This window comes from Aliikangiella coralliicola, assembly GCF_007004725.1.
Classification (GTDB): Bacteria; Pseudomonadota; Gammaproteobacteria; order Enterobacterales; family Kangiellaceae; genus Aliikangiella; species Aliikangiella coralliicola.
This window is the reverse complement of record NZ_ML660163.1, coordinates 117,321-135,521: the sequence shown is the minus strand read 5'-3', so window position 1 is coordinate 135,521 and position 18,201 is coordinate 117,321. Positions and strand designations below refer to the sequence as shown.

The window sequence follows — 18,201 nt, the reverse complement described above, 5'->3', positions numbered from 1 at the left end:
AGATTGGCTGTCCAAAAGCCAACCTGTACAAGTCAAGATAAATTTATATTCCTATAGGGTCAACTGGATCCCCTGGATTTGGTTTAGGATCAGGCCCATCACTTACAGTATATTCAACCACAAACTCGCTATCTTCCTCTACAATTGAATGACAGGTAATTCTGTAATTTTGGCAGAACATTACAGCAAAGTCGTAGCGACTAAATTTATAGGTGTAGGTAACTGTTTCATAACTTTCAGCTCCTGAGGGAAAAAGTAAACTTGAAGTTAAAGCCGAGCCTATGGCGAGTTTTTTCATTATATTCATAATACTTCTCCTTATATTACGGTTATTAAATTACGGTCTTCTCGGATCAACAGGGTCGCCTGGATTTGGCCGACCAGGATCTGGGTCATGTAAATGACTCCAAGTATATTCAACCATAAACTTGTTACCTTCCTGCACAATTGAGTGACATAAATGTGCGTTCATGTTACAGAATGCCGTTACCTCATAGTAGTTATAGAATGTAATCGTGTCGGTAAAAGTTTCATTACTTTTAGCTTCTGATGTAAAAAGTAAACTTAAGATTAAAGCAGAGCCTATGGCGAGCCCTTTCATTATTTTCATAATAAATTTCCTTATATTAAAGTCGTAAAAATAGCTCGCTAAAAGTGCGACTATTCACCATTAAACTGGAGCGCTGAATAAGTGTCTGATCAAAATGACGCTTACCATCATTTTGGTCTGGTTATTATTCAGTCATTGATGTCATAAAACGAATGGCATATTGGCGTTTTTCATCACATTCCCCTTAAAAACTGATGAATAAGTGAACAATTAGAGAGTGAACCTTGGAAGTTCTATTTCACTCTATCAGTGGCTTGCGATATTCACTATTACTGGAGTGCCAACCATTCTGAATATAGTGCCAAACATTATATTCGAATGTGAGATGTTAGCTTTTTTAAATATTCGGTTCAATTTGAAACCCGCTTTATTGGGCACAGTTGGTAATAAGTCACAATTAGTGTGGAAGAAACCAGGGAGTTAAAAGGCGGCGGGTGTATCAAAAAGAAAGCAATATCAGTATCGCTTATTAAGGGTAAGCCATACCTGAAGATACTTTCCTGATTATTGATGCACCCGCCTTAAGTTGCCACGGCAAGATGAAAGAAAAAGCGAGTAGTAAGAATAACCAACTCAATGTCACAGGGCTGTCACTATAGTGACAAGTTTTCGAGAGTTTGTGCCAACCTCATATTTTTAATGTTAATACTTCCGACACTTCCCACAATTGGCCCTGATTTACCATAAGTTGGCACTGAGGTGACAGCGAGAGTTTGCTGTTTCTGGAAAATACTTACCTATAAAAATTAGTTATTAAATTTAAACGATTTTGCGCTGCTAATTATTTTCGGCGGTGACTTATCGATCTCCAGGGAGACATATTTATGTACCGGTATTTTCTCGTTTTATTATTCATTTTAGCGTGTGCGTGGCCTGAACAGGCAGAGGCAGCCTGTCCGCCACCACCGATCCGGTTTGCCGCTGATGCCACGGACGGTAAAGGCGGTATTTTAAAAGAACAGGAGAAGGGGCGCTCTCTTAATTCGAGAGGCACTTTAAATGGATCCAAAAGTGGTAGCAAAGACAAAGGCTCGGGAGAGTCTTTGATTCAAGCATCATGTGGTAGTACTACAACACCAACTCCCGGAACGCCGGGAACAATGTCGGTGCCATCTACCGATAACAACGGTGCTTTTACTATTCGTTGGGGGGCATCATCGAATATTCAGAAGGCTGGTTACTATATCCTTTATCAGTCAAAAAATGGCAGCCCTTATACTGTTGTTAGTTCTCCTACCTATACCTCAACCAGTCATGCTTTTAGTGGGGTAGGTGATGGTAGTTACGTTTTTAAAATCAAAGCCTGTAATGTCGATTTAAAAATCGGTAATGAAAAATGCTCGGGCTTTCGAACCAGTAGTACAACGACAGTTAGAAATACACCATCAACACCTTCCAAACCGTCAGATATAAATACCACCAGTACTTCATACACCGTTAGTTGGAGCAAGCCTTCAGGCAACGCAACTTACTATGTTGTTCAGGAAAAAGTCGGTAGCGGAGGTTGGTCAACAATTTCCGGTAAACTGGCTGGCACGTCAATTTCTCGAACCGGCCGGTCAAACAACACCACTTACTATTACCGGGTTCAGGCTTGTAATCAGTATTCTTGGTCATGCTCGTCATATAGTTCGCAAAACACCGTTCGAGTTGAGCTCAAGCCGTCGACGCCTTCAACACCGAACAGTTTGAACTCCACCTCGACCAGTTATACCGTTAGTTGGAGCAAACCATCTGGCACTGTGAATTTTTACAGTGTTCAGGAGCGCGTGGCCGGTGGTAGCTGGTCAACGATTGCTTCGAACCACACTTCAACTTCAATTGCTCGTAGCGGTAGAAGTAACAACACAAATTACGAATATCGGGTTCGCGCTTGTAATAGTTATACTTGGGCTTGTTCTGGTTATAGTGGTTCCAATAGCGTCAAGGTTCGTTTAGTTCCTTCAACACCCGCGGCCGCCAACCCGTCAACCTCAACTGATACTAACTCGGTTACTGTTTCATGGCCTGCAGTAACATACGCGTCGTATTACAACATTCAACGCCGAAATAACTCTGGAGGCTGGGTAACTGCCGCCAATTCAGTCACAGGAACCAGCAAATCTTTATCTGGATTTACTGATGGTAGTTGGGATTTTCGTATCCAGGCTTGTAATGGCTATTCATGGGCATGTTCGGGATTTGGTGCAGATGGTAGCTCTGTTATCTGGCGAAAAGTTCCTTCAGTTCCTGCAGCGCCAACTGTTCCGTCGTCTGATATTGACGGCAGCTATACCGTCTCCTGGACCAAACCATCTGGTAGTGTGTCTTACTACGATTTAATCGAGCGTAAAAATAATACAGGCAGTTTTTCAACCGTCGCAAACAATACCGTAAAAACTTCCGCGGTCTTATCAGGCAAAGCTGATGGTGCTTATGATTATCAAGTAAGAGCCTGTAATGGTTATGACTGGGCTTGCTCGGGTTATTCGGCAATCAGTGGTGATGTCAGTGTTTTACACGTGCCAGGTGTTCCTTCAAGTATTTCTAATCCATCGACCGATACTGATGGTTCGATCACCGTAAGTTGGGGAAGCGCAACTGGGCGTGCTGCAGATTACAGGTTGGAGCAACGAAAAAATAGTGGTAGCTGGACGCAAATTGCTGCTAGCGATTCCACGAGTAAGGCTGTTCATAGTTTAACTGACGGTAGTTACTCATACCGAGTTAGAGCTTGTAACGCGAGTGGGTGTAGTGGGTATCGAACAGGTTCTGCTGCGACGATAATTAGCTTAAAACCTGGCACACCAGCTGCACCATCTGGGCCTTCAACTTCCACTGGAAGCGTATCTGTCAGTTGGGCAAGTGTATCAAGAGCTACTTATTATGATTTACAAAAACGTCACAACAATGGAAGTTGGGCAACAGCGAAAGCGGGTGATACAAATACTAATGAATCTCTGTCTGGCTTAACTGACGGCAGTTGGGATTATCGAGTTCGTGCTTGTAATACTTATAGCTGGTCTTGTTCCAATTATTCTGCCGACTCGTCGAACACAACAGTAAGGCTGATACCCTCTGTGCCGGCAAAACCGACAACCTCTACCACGTCAACAATTACTGGAAGTTATACAGTAAACTGGACTAAACCGTCCGGTAGTGTGAGTTATTACGATGTTCAGGAAAGAAAAAATACACTGAGTTGGGCTAATTTAGTTACCGGCCAAGTGACAACTAATGCTGCAGTTTCCAGTCGCACCACCGGAAATTGGGATTATCGAGTTCGTGCCTGTAATGGTTATTCATGGGCCTGTTCTGGTTACAGCGCTGACTCAACTGATGTTAATGTACGTCGAGTACCGGCAAACACTTCAATTACCAAACCGACTTCAAATGTAAGTGATTCTGGAAGTTTTATGCTTGAATGGAATTCAGCTTCTGATGCAACACTTTATGTTTTACAGCAACAAATTAATGGTGGTTCCTGGAGCACGTTGCAATCTAATTCAAGCCGCACTTATTCTGTTTCTGGTTTAACTAACGGGACCTATGGTTATCGAGTAAAAGCTTGTAACGGTGGAACCGATGTTTGTTCGGCTAATTCTGTGACGAAAACGATCGCTGTTTCTGTGACACCTGTTTATGCAAGAAAATCATCCGCATCGGTACCAGATGCCGCGCTGATTACACCTACTGTGCCAGCCAATCAAGCGGTTGGTGCATTGGAAGGTCAAGCAGGGGTTTCTGGCGGTGCGGCAACTTACTCGGTGCCAATCGCGATTCCTCCTGGGCGCGCTGGGATGCAGCCGAAAGTATCGCTAAATTATTCTTCGCGTTCTGGTAATGGAATTGCTGGTGTTGGTTGGAGTTTGAGTACTGGTTCATCCATTCATCGCTGTGGAAAAACTGCGGCTCAAGATGGCTTTGGCTTTGGCGTCACCTATAGCGCGACTGAAGATCGTTTATGTTTAGATGGTCAGCGACTAATGGTTGTATCTGGCAGTTATGGAGTTTCAGGGGCAGAGTATAGAACTGAACTTGATACTTTTGTTAAAGTTAAACAGTCAGGCAATATTAATGGTGCCACAACAAGCTTCACTGTTTATCATAAAAGCGGTGATATTACGCAGTACGGAACGTCTGCAGACTCACGCCAACAAGCAGGTGGACGAAGTGAAATTTTAACTTGGGCAGTTAAGAAAAAAGAAGATAGGGCTGGAAACAATATCTTCTATAACTATGCGGAATTTGGCGCTGGAGAACACTTAGTTACCTCACTCGATTATACCGGCTATGGAAGTTCTGCGGGTAACCGACATGTTCGATTTAATTACCAGGAAGGCGAAAGAGCAGATGCTTCTGTTTCCTACATGCAAGGCGGACTTACGTTAAAAACAAAACTGCTTGAATCGATAGAAACTTACGTTGATCAAACTAAGGTTCGCAGTTACACGTTAGCTTATAACGACAGCACAACCTCTAAACGAAAAGTGGTTTCTACAATTACTGAGTGCGCGTTCGATGAAGGTGGAGTTGAAGCATGTTTGCCGGCTTCATCGTTTGACACTTATTCACCAAACTTAGATTGGGCAGATGTTGATAGTAGCGATGCTAACCAATCTCCTATAGGTGATTTCGGCACGCTGAAAGGTAGTGATCGAATTATGCTTAAAGATCTAGATGGGAATGGTGTCGCAGAAGCTCTTTACATGGATGAAAAGCAGGATGGAACATTCGATGTTCGAGTTTATATCCTTAACTCTGAAGGAAAGTACGTTGAACACGCTTCAGCAAATCTAGGTGGCTATGATCATTTAGTTTATGCAGGAATAGAAGGTGACATAAATGGTGATGGAATTACTGATTTTATCACTGAAGAGAACCGACGATTGGTTTACTTCCAGTTTGATAAAAACTTTAACTTAGTCAGACACGCTACCAGTTTTTACTTTACTTCTGGATATGATCGAATTATCGCAGGACAAGGACTACAAGTAACTGACGTAGACTCGGATGGTTATCAAGATATCTTGTTTACTAAGTTGATGAATAACTCTCGCACTAAAGTTGTTTATTACCGAAATAAAGGAAATGGCAATGTAGATTTTAGTGGACCGCATATTGTTGTTGATGTTAGTGGTACTTCCTGGAATTCGGTCGCACAAGATTTTGATAATGATGGTTTGGTTGATTTTGGAGAAATGGCGTACGGTCCTAGCGGAAGAGTCAATGGTATTTATTTCTCTCAACGCTCAACAAGCGGGATCTTAACAGCATCAAGAGTATCTAGTGGTAGTTTAGGCCTGGATAGCAGCGCAGACAAAGCTGTATTCGCGGATCTCAATGGTGACGGTCTAAAAGATTATGTATTTGTCAAAAATTCAAATTGGCATGTGCAAGTCAATAAAGGAAATCGTACATTCAAAGCTGCTCAATCACTGGGGACCAACGTTGGTATCAGTGATATGTACAGCTATCCTGCAGGAACTGACAGTCATGACAAAATAGAAAAGACTGGTCGTGTTGTTGCTGCTGATTTTGATGGAGATGGTGCTGAAGAGTTAATGGTCGCAACCCATTCTACAGATAGCTTTATGGTCACATTTTTTGGTGAAAGATTAGAGTATCCTGGTGGTCCATCGACAGGTCAGTTCTTGGAAGTCTGTGTTAAGGACGATGAACTCTATGTCAAAAAAGTTCTCGTAAAGAGTTGTGGTGGAGGTACTACTGGCCCTGACTTCGACGCAGATTACAGCATATTCGATTTTCGTCGATTCCATTGGTCCATTGTTGACTTCAAAACGGATAGTTCCGCTAATTTAGTGCACGAAAGAACAATCGCTGATGTCGTTAATGCACCGCTCAATGGAATTAAGTTACTTGACGGAACCCGGGCGCTTCCTCTTTCATTTAATGATTTCAATAATGATGGGTACTTGGATTTTTCATACCAAACCATAGACGGATTCACCTGGCTGAAAGATGGCAACTATGTAACGGTTCAAGGTATCACAGTCACAAGAGGCGGATTTGGTGGTTCGTTCCAGTCTACTCCTAGCCCTATCGATGGAATGTTCATTCATAACAATGCTATTGCACATAGCAAACAACTTGTAGATACGGCGTATCGAGCAACCGATGGATTGGTGAATGTATCTGAATGGGATTTTGCACCGATTTCTCGTCCTGAACTAGTAAACGGTAGTCGACTTTATACGGTTCCAGATAATCGTTATATTGACAATGATCCAAATGGCGAGCATTTCTATTTTACTTCTTCTATGCCTGTGGTTACTAACCTTCGCCAATCTGACGGTATAGGTGGTATGGATGAAACAACCTATCGTTATAAGGAAGCTATCTACAATCGAATGGGGCGTGGGTTCCAAGGATTTAGAACGGTAATTATTGAAAGTGAAAATGGCCAGAGAGCAGTTTCTGACTTCTCTCAAATATTCCCATATGCAGGAAAACTTGAAGAAGCTCGAACTTGCTTAATTAGTGACGATGAACTCTGTAAAACAGATCCGTTAACTCAATCGACAGTAACTTTCGATTATAAGAATACCGCTAATAGTAAAGTTTATTGGACGTTCCCAACGCAGAGCATTGCCAAGACTTTTGATTTAAATAATCGAAGTACTCAACTATCGAAAAAGACGACAACGATCAGTAAGTCGGATACAGATGACTTTGGAAATGTATTAGTAAAAACTAACCGCCTCGATAATGGATTTAGTGATATCGAAACTAAAACGACAAATCATTTCTACGCACACGATGAAAACGATTGGTGGGTGAACAAACTTAATTGGTCTGAAGTTAGGTCTGAGACTATTAGCAATAGTTCAGCAGTTTATAACTCTATCCTTGATCCGGTTAAAACAATTAAAACTACAATTGCTAGTTATGATGGTAACGGCAGTCGCAAGCCTTCGAATGTCGAAACTAACCCTGGCGATGGAAAGATTGTAACTGTCAATTCTGTTTTCAATGGCTACGGTCTTCCAACAAATGTAACAACATCAAGTGCAGGAGAGTCGTCACGAGTTATTACAACTGGATACTCAAGCGATAATTATTTTGTTGCATGGGTAGACAGCGGTTTAGGCAAGGTTCACACATCATCATATGCTACCCATGGTCAGCCGTTTTCTAGTACTGATGTGAATGGATTGATTACAAATCATGACTATGATGCATTCGGTCGTGCTGAAAAAGTAACGCCGCCAGTTGGAACTGCGCAACCCGCATATTCTCGAATCGCAATTTGTGCTGGCGATTGTGATGGGCATGGATTTAATACTGACGTCGCGAGCAGAATTGCGTACAAACAAATGAGTTATACCGCTGGAGCGCCAGAAGGTATTGTTTATAAAGATAAGTTCAATCGGGCGATTGCAACGGCTACCAAAGCGTTTGATGGATCGAGTTATATCTATACAACAGTGGTGTATGACAAATTTGGGCGTAAAGTTTTAGAAACTAATCCTTCTTACGACGCTTTCAATACCAAAGGTGTTCATTACAATCGATACGATGCTTTAGGGCGATTAACCGAAAAAGCAACCGACCAAGCACTTAACAAACAAATGGTTGTTACCTATTCTCATTCGGGACATAAAACAGATATTGTCGCAAATGGAGAAGGTAAGCTGCTTAACATGAGCCGAACCTATGCAACTGATGGCCAATTAATTCAAACGACGGATGCATTATCAGGCGTTACTCAGTATGCATATGATGCAATGGGGAATCCTGTTGTATTAAAGGACGCAAATAATCACCCTATTACCGCGACTTATAACGCACTAGGCCAGAAAAAGTGGGTCGATGATCCAAACATGGGTAAGAAGATTTTTGCTTACACCGGATTTGGAGAAGTCGATAGTGAAACCGATGCGAATGGAAACACATACTCGTACAAGTATGATGTTCAAGGAAGACTATACGAACGTTATGTAAATAACAGCCTGGAAGCCAGTTTTACGTTCGATAGCGCTTCTCAAGGTGGCAGTGGGGTATGTGTTGGGTTACCGGTTAGTGAAACTTCAACAAACGGTAATCAGTTCACGCTTACCCATACATATGATAGTTTCTGTCGGCCAGTCCAATCGACAACGACGATAGATGGTGATGATTTCGTCATGTCCACGCAATATGACAACAACTATGGGCGAATTAAAGCTGTAACTTATCCAACGGGAATAACGTTAGAGAATTGGTATACCGCCGAGGGTTATCTATCTCATCAAGTTAACGCAGCCAACGATTATGTTTATCATGAAATCACTGCTGCTGATGCCAGAGGTCAAGTATTGAACGCAATTAAAGCTAATGGTGTTCTCACAGAAGGTCGCTCATACGATTCTGTTTCGGGTCAGTTAACTGCTGTATATACCAACGCAACTAATTTGGGAACTCAAAGACACCGAATTGAATATGTTGATTACGACGGCTTTGGTAATTTGAAAAAACAGCGTGTCGAAACAACAACCAACAACGGCGTTGTAACATCGACTGAAGAATATATCTACGATGATTTGCATCGGTTGACTCAGTCTTCGCTTATTTTGTCAGGAAATACAACTTCAATTGATTACCGTTACGACGCAGTCGGGAACCTGACTCGTAAAGATGATTTTGCGAGCAGCTTTGCTTATGGCTCTCTTTCAAGAAGTATCGGAAATGCGGGCCCTAATGCAGTTCGGTCGGTTACGAAAGTTGGCGGAGGCACTGTAACCTATCAGTATGACAATAATGGTAACCGTACTCATGAAAATGGTAGTGAAGTAATCCGATATAACACGTTTAACAAACCTGTTTGGATTAACAAAGGCGGAGTTGTCAGTAACTTCTACTACGGTTCTGACCAAATGAGATACAAGCAAGTCAAGACGGGTAAGTCAGGTGGTGATGAAACAACTATTTATATCGGTAAAGCTTATGAAGAGATTCGCTATAACGGTAAGACAACTAAAAAATCATATCTAAGCGATTCAATCATTACGGAAAAGGTTGAAGGAAATTCAACTTCTTACGAAGCGGGTTTTGTTCACCGCGACCGACTGGATTCTGTGGTGACGATTACGGATGAAAATGGAAACGTGGTTGACAATAAGAGTTTTGATCCGTTTGGTAAACCGCGCAAAGCAACTATGGAAAGGATCGATCCTACTGAAATAGCAACGTTAACAAATGTTGCCAATGTAGGTGGATATCTTAACAACGGAGATTCTACTGAGCTTACTACTCGTAGAGGTTTTACGGACCATGAGCATTTAGATGACGCTGAGCTTATTCATATGAATGGTCGGGTGTATGATTACAATATTGGACGTTTCTTGAGTGTTGACCCGTTTATACAAGAACCTGGTAATTCTCAGAGTATGAATCCATATAGCTACATTATGAATAATCCAATGGCTGGAACAGATCCTAGCGGGTACTACGCGGATATGTTGGACAATGGGCGATGTACCGATGCCAGTTTTGCATGCTTCATGAGTATGATGGGGATCGGTTGGGCTATGGATAATGGTTCAAGTAGACGACAGTCTGCTGCCGAGAGAGCGGCGATGTTTGACAAGATGATTACTGACATAATGACAACCGCTGATAGAAAAGGAAAGGAGTGGCTAGAGAATCGAGGAACTGTGATTATAACACGCGAGACTGCTTCTACAGAGAAAGTTAAAAAAGCACCGGGCACTGGACCAAATGGAACTACGGGTCCTTTGAATGAAGGCGAAAACGGTCCTCGTTTTGAAGACCCTGAACGTCAAGCGGCCTATGAAAGTGCTGGCGCTGCTCTGGAGGCGACTCTGGATCACAGACTTGCAGATATCTCTCTTGACTTTAATCCATTTAATGAATCAACCATGATAGCGAATATGTGGGGGTATAAAACCCCTGAGGAAGGTAATAAAAATTTCGTTAAAGATGTTAAGAAAGCAGCTAAGCAGATGGGATCAGATATTGCTAAAGTGGGCAAGAAATCCACTGTTAGCCTACTAAGGATAGTAGAAAAGCTTGGAGACAATGTCTCTGTACTGTCAGCTTGGGGGGCAACTGCTCCTACACCGGTCGCACCGGCGTTAGCAAAAATATCAATGGGTGCTACATTGATAAGTGGTGCCGCTGGAATGACTGCCGACTTGGTTGATGAGGGTTCTATCAATTCTAAATCTACAAAAGGATACAAAGCACTCGGAGTTGCAAAAGCTGCTGAATTTATAATGGTCAAGAAGTTTGGAGTTGGTCATGGGAAAGCGGCCCAATGGGAGGCCTCTATCAAACTTACCACCAAGGAGCTACTTTCAGAAGAATAACTCTCATGGTGAGTATTGATTCATGATAATTGATGCTCACCATTATTTAATTTGAAATGATTATTTAGAATAAAAACTCTGAGTTGAAGAGTTGGGCTTTCCCAACGAATTTAATTAGTTATTTTAGTTTTTATTTACTGAGGACCGTAATTCCAATGGCTAAGCTTCAAAAATATGAGTGCTGTAACTGCGGCGAGATCTTCGGAAGTAAGTATTTTAATTGGTATGCATATTACAAAAAAAAGGCATTTCATTCTTGTCCTGGTTGTAAATGTAAGTTGGTCCCTTTTTATGATTTCAATCGTCTTGGTTTTTTGAATAATGCTTCAATGCTTTTTTTTACATTGATGTTTATTGCATGGATCTTGAGTAGCTATTTTAACTATTCAAATTTAGGAAACTTAGCCATCATGGTTTTGGGCCTAATCGGCGGAACGTTTCATGTTATTTATCGGCATATTATTAGCTTAGCTGAACAGGAGGTTCTCCAAACTAGAATAATGCAGAACGACTAATGCAAATAAGAATGAAGCAAGAGAGGGCACCCGTTAGCAATGGTAGTCTCGGACATTGTTTGAGGTTATTCATAATGCAACGGTAGATAATAATATGACTCATCTATATTTGGTATCACTGATACTTTCAATCAACGTTTAATGGATTAACTAGTAAAGCTTGGGTTGTCAAACTCGTAATTTTTGTAAATTCGAAATTTGTCACTCTCAAACCAACTCTTGGCAATCTGGTGACAGCAACTTTCTCCCAAACCCTTAGAATTTGAGATGTCTTAATTAAAGATTTATTAAAATCCAAACGATTCCTAAGGAAAAAATTATGAAAAAAAATCTTCAAAAATACTTTTTTGTGTTTAGTTTATTTTTAGGTGGCTTAGCTGGTGGAAATGCCTTTGCATTCAATGATGACGATGAATATGCCGAATATTATGACTTCCCCACGATGCAAGCGTGTATTGCTAGTTGCGAAGGTAGTTGCGCATCGGCTGGTGGTGCGGCGAGGTGCTTTTGGCGAATTAAGTAGCCTCGAACGCTGTTCGAGGTTTTTCTCAAAGCGATAACCGGCGCTAAACGGAGATTGAATGACTCAATGCCAAAACGACTGAACTACCAATCAGTTATCGTTGTTGCTTTTAACCAATAAACCTCGATTATCATCGAGGCTACGCCTATGTCTATTGCAATAAATATTTGTATAGCGGCTTATCAAACGAAACTAAAAATTGAGACTGTTTGGTTTAAGTAAAACCAAGTTAAAAAATATCATAAGGAGAAAACATGGCAGAGGCAGGTGGAGCAATCATCATAAAAGCTCCAGGTCATATATTAGATGCGTTGGAAAGCGATGGAACCGTCCCTTGGCAAGAACTGGTTAAGCTAGCCGAGTATGCCGAAATCAAATCATTGAAAGGTTCTAACGTGATGCTGGATTTTTATGATGGAAAAGCTTTCTATCATGAGGGGGTAGAAAGAAAAGGTGACTTTCTTGAAATTACCATTTTTGGAGAAGAGTGGATGTATTTTTGTAACTCACTAACCAAAAAAGGCAAAAACATCGAATTGTACGGTTCCATCTTTCACGAATATGGTGCGACCGAGTTTTATGCGTTAAATTCAGATGGTGGGCGCTATTGCAGGATCGTCGATTATGAAGGATATCAAGAAGTTAATGAGGATGTAGTTATTAATGGTTGGAAGAAGAATATCCCGGATTCTATTAAGCCAATGTTAGAACTGTAAAACTAAGGTAACCTCGAACATTGTTCGAGGTTTTTCCCAATGCAATGGCAGGGGAGCCGTAATTGGACTATTTCTTTTCAGTTAATTTATGCGACCACCGAACTATGTTCTAGTTCCATCAGGATCTGTAGGGTCACCGGGGTTTGGTTTCGGATTATCAATCCTGTAGTATTCTACTACATAGCCTTTGCTTGTTTGTACGATAGAGGTGCAAATCACCTTGCCCGCACAGAATTTAACCACTGAGTTATAAGTAAGAAATGTCGCGGTATCACAATAAGCCTTTGTTGAAACGAGTAAACTTAAAACTAAAGTTAAACTTACTGTCAGTTTTTTTATTATATTCATAATAAATTTCCTTATATTAAAGTCGTAAAAATAAATCGTCAAAAGTACGATTTTTCATCACTAAAGTGGAGCTCTGAATATTCAACAAAAATGATGTTAAACGTCATTTTGCCTGGTTACTATTCAGTCAGGTTGTAATAAAAATAGTTGTCATAAAACGAATGGCATACTGATATGATCCATCACATTCCCCTTAAAAATCGATGAATAAACGAACAATTTGATAATGAACCTTAAAGTTCTATTGTACTTTATCAGTAATTTGAGATATTTATTGGCTTCAGAGTGCCAACCATTCTAACTATAGTGCCAAACATTATATTTCTGTGTGAGATATTAGCTTTTTTGATAGTACTGTTCAATTTTAAATCTGTTTTGTGAGCCAAATTGGTAATAAGTCACTCAACCAACAACATATGGCACCCTATTGATAACGCAATGGCGGACAATAGACCTAAAATTCCTTCGTGTTGAGATTAAACACAATGCTAGAAAACTATTACACAAAGGAAGAAAAATGAATAAGTCTAAAATAGTAAACTTGATTTGCAAGTCTGTTCTGTTTGCTCCATTAGTATTTGGAGTTGCGTCGACCAATGCCGTAGAAGACGATGCCACTAATTCGCCGGTTTCATTAGAGTCGACCTTAGATAGTCTCTCTCCAAACCAAATGGTTAACAATTGGAGTAAGGATTTAACCACTATCAATTCAAGTTCATCAATTGATGAAATGGTCTACTTTTTTAAAGAAGATAAATACACTGCATGGGATGTTAGTGCTCGCGGCCTGGAGCATGGCCCTGTTGATATTTATCGATATTGGCCAGGAATGCCCTCTGCGGATATTGATGCAGCTGTAATGAAGGAAAAGTGGATATACATGTTTAAAGGAAGTCAGTATGCAGCCTGGAATGTTAATTCAGGAAGTACGACCCATGGACTTGTCGATATCAGCACTTACTGGCCAGGCATGTTTTCCTCTAACATTGACGCGGCGGTAAGAAAGAAAGGTTATGTTTATTTCTTTAAAGGTAGCCAATATACCGCATGGGATATTGCTAGAGGACGGCTAGAGCATGGCGCCAGAGATATTTCCACTTTTTGGCCTGGAATGATTTCTTCCGATCTTGACGCAGCGACTTCTAAAGAGGGTTATGTCTATTTCTTTAAAGGAGACCAATATTCGGCCTGGGATATTGAGCGGGGTAGACTCGAGCATGGACCAAGAGATATCAGCACTTTCTGGCCTGGTATGTTTTCGAGCAATATTGACGCCGCAGTCCATAAAGCAAACATTAGCAGCGGCGGTTCTGGTGGTGGCTCCGGCGGCGGCACAGGTGGCGGTGGTACTGGCGGTGGTGGAGTAATAATCCATTAAGTACAGGTTCGCGAGAATTGAGTTTTTCGAAATAATATCAAAAGCTTGTTAGCCTCGATCTTTGATTGAGGCTTTTACTGGATTCCGTTTGATGTGCACTTTTCTCGAAAGCACCAATGTTATCTGATGTAAGGATTATTACGTATATCACTCTTCTATTTTTGGCACCATGTAGAGAAAAAATTGTAGCCAACTCTATTGTTTATACATTCCTTTAAAAACCGTTGTAATAGTTTGTAATCGATTTTATCAGGGCAAGTTGATTTAATTATTTCCGCCAGGAGTTAATCGTTAGTTAACTCATGTTGATAGTCTTTTTAATCAATCAAATTTAATAAGGATATATTATGAAACTTGCAAAATTATTTTCAGCTTCTGCATTATTGTTTGCTTCTTCAAGTGCATGGTCAGGCGCTTACTTTAATAATGAAGTTGATGTCACTGATACTTACCTCAGAGGAAGCTTATCTTCTGCGACAAATTCTTCAGATTCAACGCAGTATGTCGGCTGCTACATTAATTCCTATGGGACCGGTGCTACTGTGGTTTGTTTGGGGAGAACAGCAAGCGGCACGATAAAATCCTGCATTGATAGCTCACCGAATGAAGCCACGCTTAACGCTGTTGCGGGTTTAAGTAATTCTTCCTATTTGTACGCGACATTCAGTGATGGGAAGTGCACACGGATTTCTATTCATTCAAATAGTGCTTTTAATCAATAACCGAGTTTAACTGCGCAGTTAATACTTCAGATAATGATGGTGACTCTTGTGGAGGAGTCACCAAAATCTAATTAAGTTGATTTATTTTAAATAAACAAATTAAACAGGGCGTATTGTTATGAAAACTATTACGACGTATTTTTTCGTTGCAGCATTTCTTATTTCAATAGGATTAAATGTTGTCAGTTTGTTGGCGTCTAATAATTCAGAGGCCCCTCGTGGATTTGTTACACAAGCGGCAGTTGTTAACCTGAATAATTCTGAAGAACCTTCGGCGGATTTAAGAGTTACACTTGAAGAAATCAAAGTTATCTTAGCTTCTCAAGAACAACGTCAAATTGATACTGAAGAAAAAATACATGACTTGCTTGCTGCTACTAACCGCCATCAAACTATGCAAGAAGCACCTTTTGATATAGCGCATAGTCGCGCTGAAACAGATTTGATAACGATGGCGGAAGACGAGTTTGAGCTGGTAAAAACTAGAGTTGATGATCAAATTTACTCAGGTCTGTGGACTGTGAAAGACGCGGCTGCACTAGCGCAAACGAGCGACCATATGTCCCATGAACAGCGTTCTAATCTGCAGCTAAAAATTGTACAAGCTATTAATGATGGTTTATTGGAGCCAGAAAATATTCATCTTCCTTTATTTTAGGTGGCTTAATAAAACGTAATTAAGTTTTTAATGCTCAATACCCACTTTGCGTAAAGGAACAATGATATCTTCTGATGTGAGGTTAATCGCATAGGCAATTCGCCCATTTTTCTGACGCTGAATATCGAAAGTCAGGTAAAAAGGGGCCTGTGTCTGTTGTTTGATTTCGTTGAATGCCCGAGAAATATCATCAAAGTCGAAGGTAAAAGTCGCTTTAACCGCTGAGAGTCCATCGGCCTTCCATTTAAAGGTTAATTTTTGAGGAATGGTATGTTCGCGATCATTCCAGTCATTTCCATGGTCAAGACTATAGTAGTCTCTCTCGCCATTGAAAAACTCAATATCTCGAATTAGATCGGGTGAGTCAAGGCCAATCACTTTCGGTTTCCAGGGAAAGCGCTGAGCGTACTTTTCCCAAATACCAAAGGGAATTTTCCCCTGTTTTATTTGTTGATACTGAACATCACTTAATGCCTCTTTTAGCGACGATTCAATATAGTCTTCACGACTAACATTGGGATTATCCAGCACTCTGGTCCAAGGCACATCGATCTTATCCAGTTGTCCTTTAAACACTTCAATCTGACGGCCGATCCCAACTGCCCAAACCGTCACATAGCCACCTGGGGTGACACCGGCAACTAATTTACGAAAGGTGGCATCTTCAGCGGTTCGCGGGCTGTAATATTTGCTTTTGAATAACGCCAGAATGTGCTCATAAGGCAAATCAAATTCTCCGCCATAAAACACATTCTCAGCATATGAAAAGCATAATATATCAAAACGATTTGGCAGCGGTTTTTTGTCCGCGCCAACAATATGCGTACTAACCGCTGTTCCCCAACCGTGATGAATTCCGGCTTTAGTTGGGATATATAATGAGCCACCTTTACTATCGTAAAAATTCCCTTCAATGATTCTCATCGGGAATCCTTCTGGTGCACTTTCGCTCGCAAGCCAATCAAATTTATTCATTGATGTTTCACAACCTGTCAATGTTAAAAGGGTCATCTTTAAAGTAAGAAAAAATACAATTTTTCGAATAATCTTCACCGCAATTTTATTTGTCTTACTAACCATCGTAGTACAACCGTTTGCGTTTGCCATTGATAAAACGCGGTTCCATTCCAGTAGAGCTATAGTGGGCCGAATAATGCAGATGTGCATGCCTTAACCAGGGAAGCCATCCTTTATTATTCTGCCAATCTTCTGGTTTGGAGCCACCTTTTTTAGCGTAGGCCTTTAGTTCATCTTTTATCGGAACCAACTTTGGGTCCCTGACGTCATTTTCTGTTTCGAGCGCCGACTTGATATTGAGCCCTGCTTCGCGTGCAAATTCCGCCATAATCTGCAGTGGTATACGATCATATTCAGCGGCGACATAACGATTCACCACCAACTTACAAATGCGACTTCCCTTAGGCACGCGAGGGTTGCCTTTTTCGGGACAATCAATTTTGATTTCCTCGCAATCATACCAACCTGCGTCGATGAGTTGTTGCATTTCTTCTTCAAGTTGCGCTCGAAGACGTTTATTAATAATTTGTGCTTCGAGTGCATTATCCACATAACCACCGCCAATATCAGAATGCACGCCGGGCAAATATATTTCCTTGCCTTTGCCACCAGCACTGTCAATGTTGCTTAGCGAGAAGTTAGCTCGATGTTCTTCCGCTGCAGCCAGTTGTACTACTTGATTGGCGAAACTAACTGCGTTTAGGCGTAGTAGTTTTGCATTCAGTTTATGCTCTATGGGTAAACCAAGGGAAGCGACCGTATCATAGAGACCGACAAATTCGACCTCTATTTTTTCTATTTCAAAGCCAACCCTTTTTAACTGGCGCGACAATTTATAGGTTTGAAACGGTGCTTCGTCGAGAACGTAGTTAATAAAGTGCCTCGCCGTGGCTGCGCCGCGACTAAAACCAAAAGCATCGATCGTTATCTTTTCGATGATAATGTCGTCAGGTTGATACCAATCCTGTATAGCCCAAATAATTTGATTAAAACCGCTTTTAGCGCGAGCGCCAATACCTGCTTCTCCCTGGCCCAGTGCCTTGCCCAGAAATGTGTCCGTACTTCGGTCGATGGTGCCCATCCCTTCAACATAGAAGGCTTCACTATTATCAACGTCGCAGGCCTTATCGACATATTCTTCCATTTTACCAACGTTCGACACTTCATTTTCGTAACTGCCATAACCACGAAAACTTTGAAACCACGAACGCTGAACCTTTTTATAAACGTCGGAGTTAGCTTTTCGTTCGGCTGTATTTGTTCGATTATTTAAAGTGCCATCAAAGAACAGAGAAAAACGTAATTTGACCTTTTTCTTTTTTTCTTCTTCTTCTGGCTTCTCTTCCGTTGGCTCTGGTGCCACGAACATGCTTTCGCCAATTTGAGTCATGTTAATCCTTGTTT

General features: G+C 41.1%; 11 protein-coding genes. 6 read left to right on the top strand and 5 right to left on the bottom strand.

Annotated features, from left to right (window positions below; all coding sequences use genetic code 11):
* Positions 1-43 precede the first annotated feature (43 nt).
* Together FLL46_RS09595 and FLL46_RS09590 are read right to left on the bottom strand one after the other, a co-directional pair.
* Positions 44-307, bottom strand: a complete 264-nt coding sequence (locus FLL46_RS09595; protein WP_142893294.1) for a hypothetical protein — start codon at positions 305-307, stop codon at positions 44-46.
* Positions 308-337: 30 nt separating this feature from the next.
* A complete protein-coding gene (locus FLL46_RS09590) occupies positions 338-610 on the bottom strand; it encodes a hypothetical protein (RefSeq protein ID WP_142893293.1) in 273 nt (90 codons plus the stop codon).
* Positions 611-1,434: 824 nt separating this feature from the next.
* Between FLL46_RS09590 and FLL46_RS09585 the strand changes: the two genes are divergently transcribed.
* From FLL46_RS09585 to FLL46_RS09575, 3 genes are all read left to right on the top strand, one after another.
* Positions 1,435-10,920 (top strand): fibronectin type III domain-containing protein, encoded by a 9,486-nt coding sequence (locus FLL46_RS09585; RefSeq protein ID WP_142893292.1) that lies wholly within the window; start codon positions 1,435-1,437, stop codon positions 10,918-10,920.
* Positions 10,921-11,754: 834 nt separating this feature from the next.
* A complete protein-coding gene (locus FLL46_RS09580) occupies positions 11,755-11,958 on the top strand; it encodes a hypothetical protein (protein ID WP_142893291.1) in 204 nt (67 codons plus the stop codon).
* A 254-nt stretch (positions 11,959-12,212) separates the two neighbouring features.
* Positions 12,213-12,674 carry a hypothetical protein gene (locus FLL46_RS09575; RefSeq protein ID WP_142893290.1) on the top strand — a complete coding sequence of 154 codons (462 nt, stop codon included), beginning with the start codon at positions 12,213-12,215 and terminating at the stop codon, positions 12,672-12,674.
* Between the two features lie 102 nt (positions 12,675-12,776).
* Here FLL46_RS09575 and FLL46_RS09570 read toward each other — a convergent pair whose 3' ends face one another.
* Positions 12,777-13,022, bottom strand: coding sequence for a hypothetical protein (locus FLL46_RS09570; RefSeq protein ID WP_142893289.1), 246 nt, complete (start codon positions 13,020-13,022; stop codon positions 12,777-12,779).
* Between the two features lie 517 nt (positions 13,023-13,539).
* Between FLL46_RS09570 and FLL46_RS09565 the strand changes: the two genes are divergently transcribed.
* The 3 genes from FLL46_RS09565 (at position 13,540) to FLL46_RS09555 (ending at position 15,780) form a co-directional block, all read left to right on the top strand.
* Positions 13,540-14,400 (top strand): hemopexin repeat-containing protein, encoded by an 861-nt coding sequence (locus FLL46_RS09565; RefSeq protein WP_142893288.1) that lies wholly within the window; start codon positions 13,540-13,542, stop codon positions 14,398-14,400.
* Between the two features lie 347 nt (positions 14,401-14,747).
* Complete coding sequence (locus tag FLL46_RS09560; RefSeq protein WP_142893287.1) at positions 14,748-15,122, top strand: hypothetical protein; 375 nt, start codon at positions 14,748-14,750, stop codon at positions 15,120-15,122.
* 118 nt (positions 15,123-15,240) lie between these two features.
* Complete coding sequence (locus tag FLL46_RS09555; RefSeq protein WP_142893286.1) at positions 15,241-15,780, top strand: hypothetical protein; 540 nt, start codon at positions 15,241-15,243, stop codon at positions 15,778-15,780.
* Positions 15,781-15,807: 27 nt separating this feature from the next.
* On the opposite strand, the gene FLL46_RS09550 is transcribed toward FLL46_RS09555, so the two are convergent.
* Together FLL46_RS09550 and FLL46_RS09545 are read right to left on the bottom strand one after the other, a co-directional pair.
* Positions 15,808-16,755, bottom strand: coding sequence for a DUF2931 family protein (locus FLL46_RS09550; protein ID WP_168204110.1), 948 nt, complete (start codon positions 16,753-16,755; stop codon positions 15,808-15,810).
* Positions 16,756-16,852: 97 nt separating this feature from the next.
* On the bottom strand, positions 16,853-18,187 hold the full coding sequence (locus FLL46_RS09545) for a phospholipase effector Tle1 domain-containing protein (RefSeq protein WP_142893284.1): 1,335 nt from the start codon (positions 18,185-18,187) through the stop codon (positions 16,853-16,855).
* Positions 18,188-18,201: the final 14 nt, after the last annotated feature.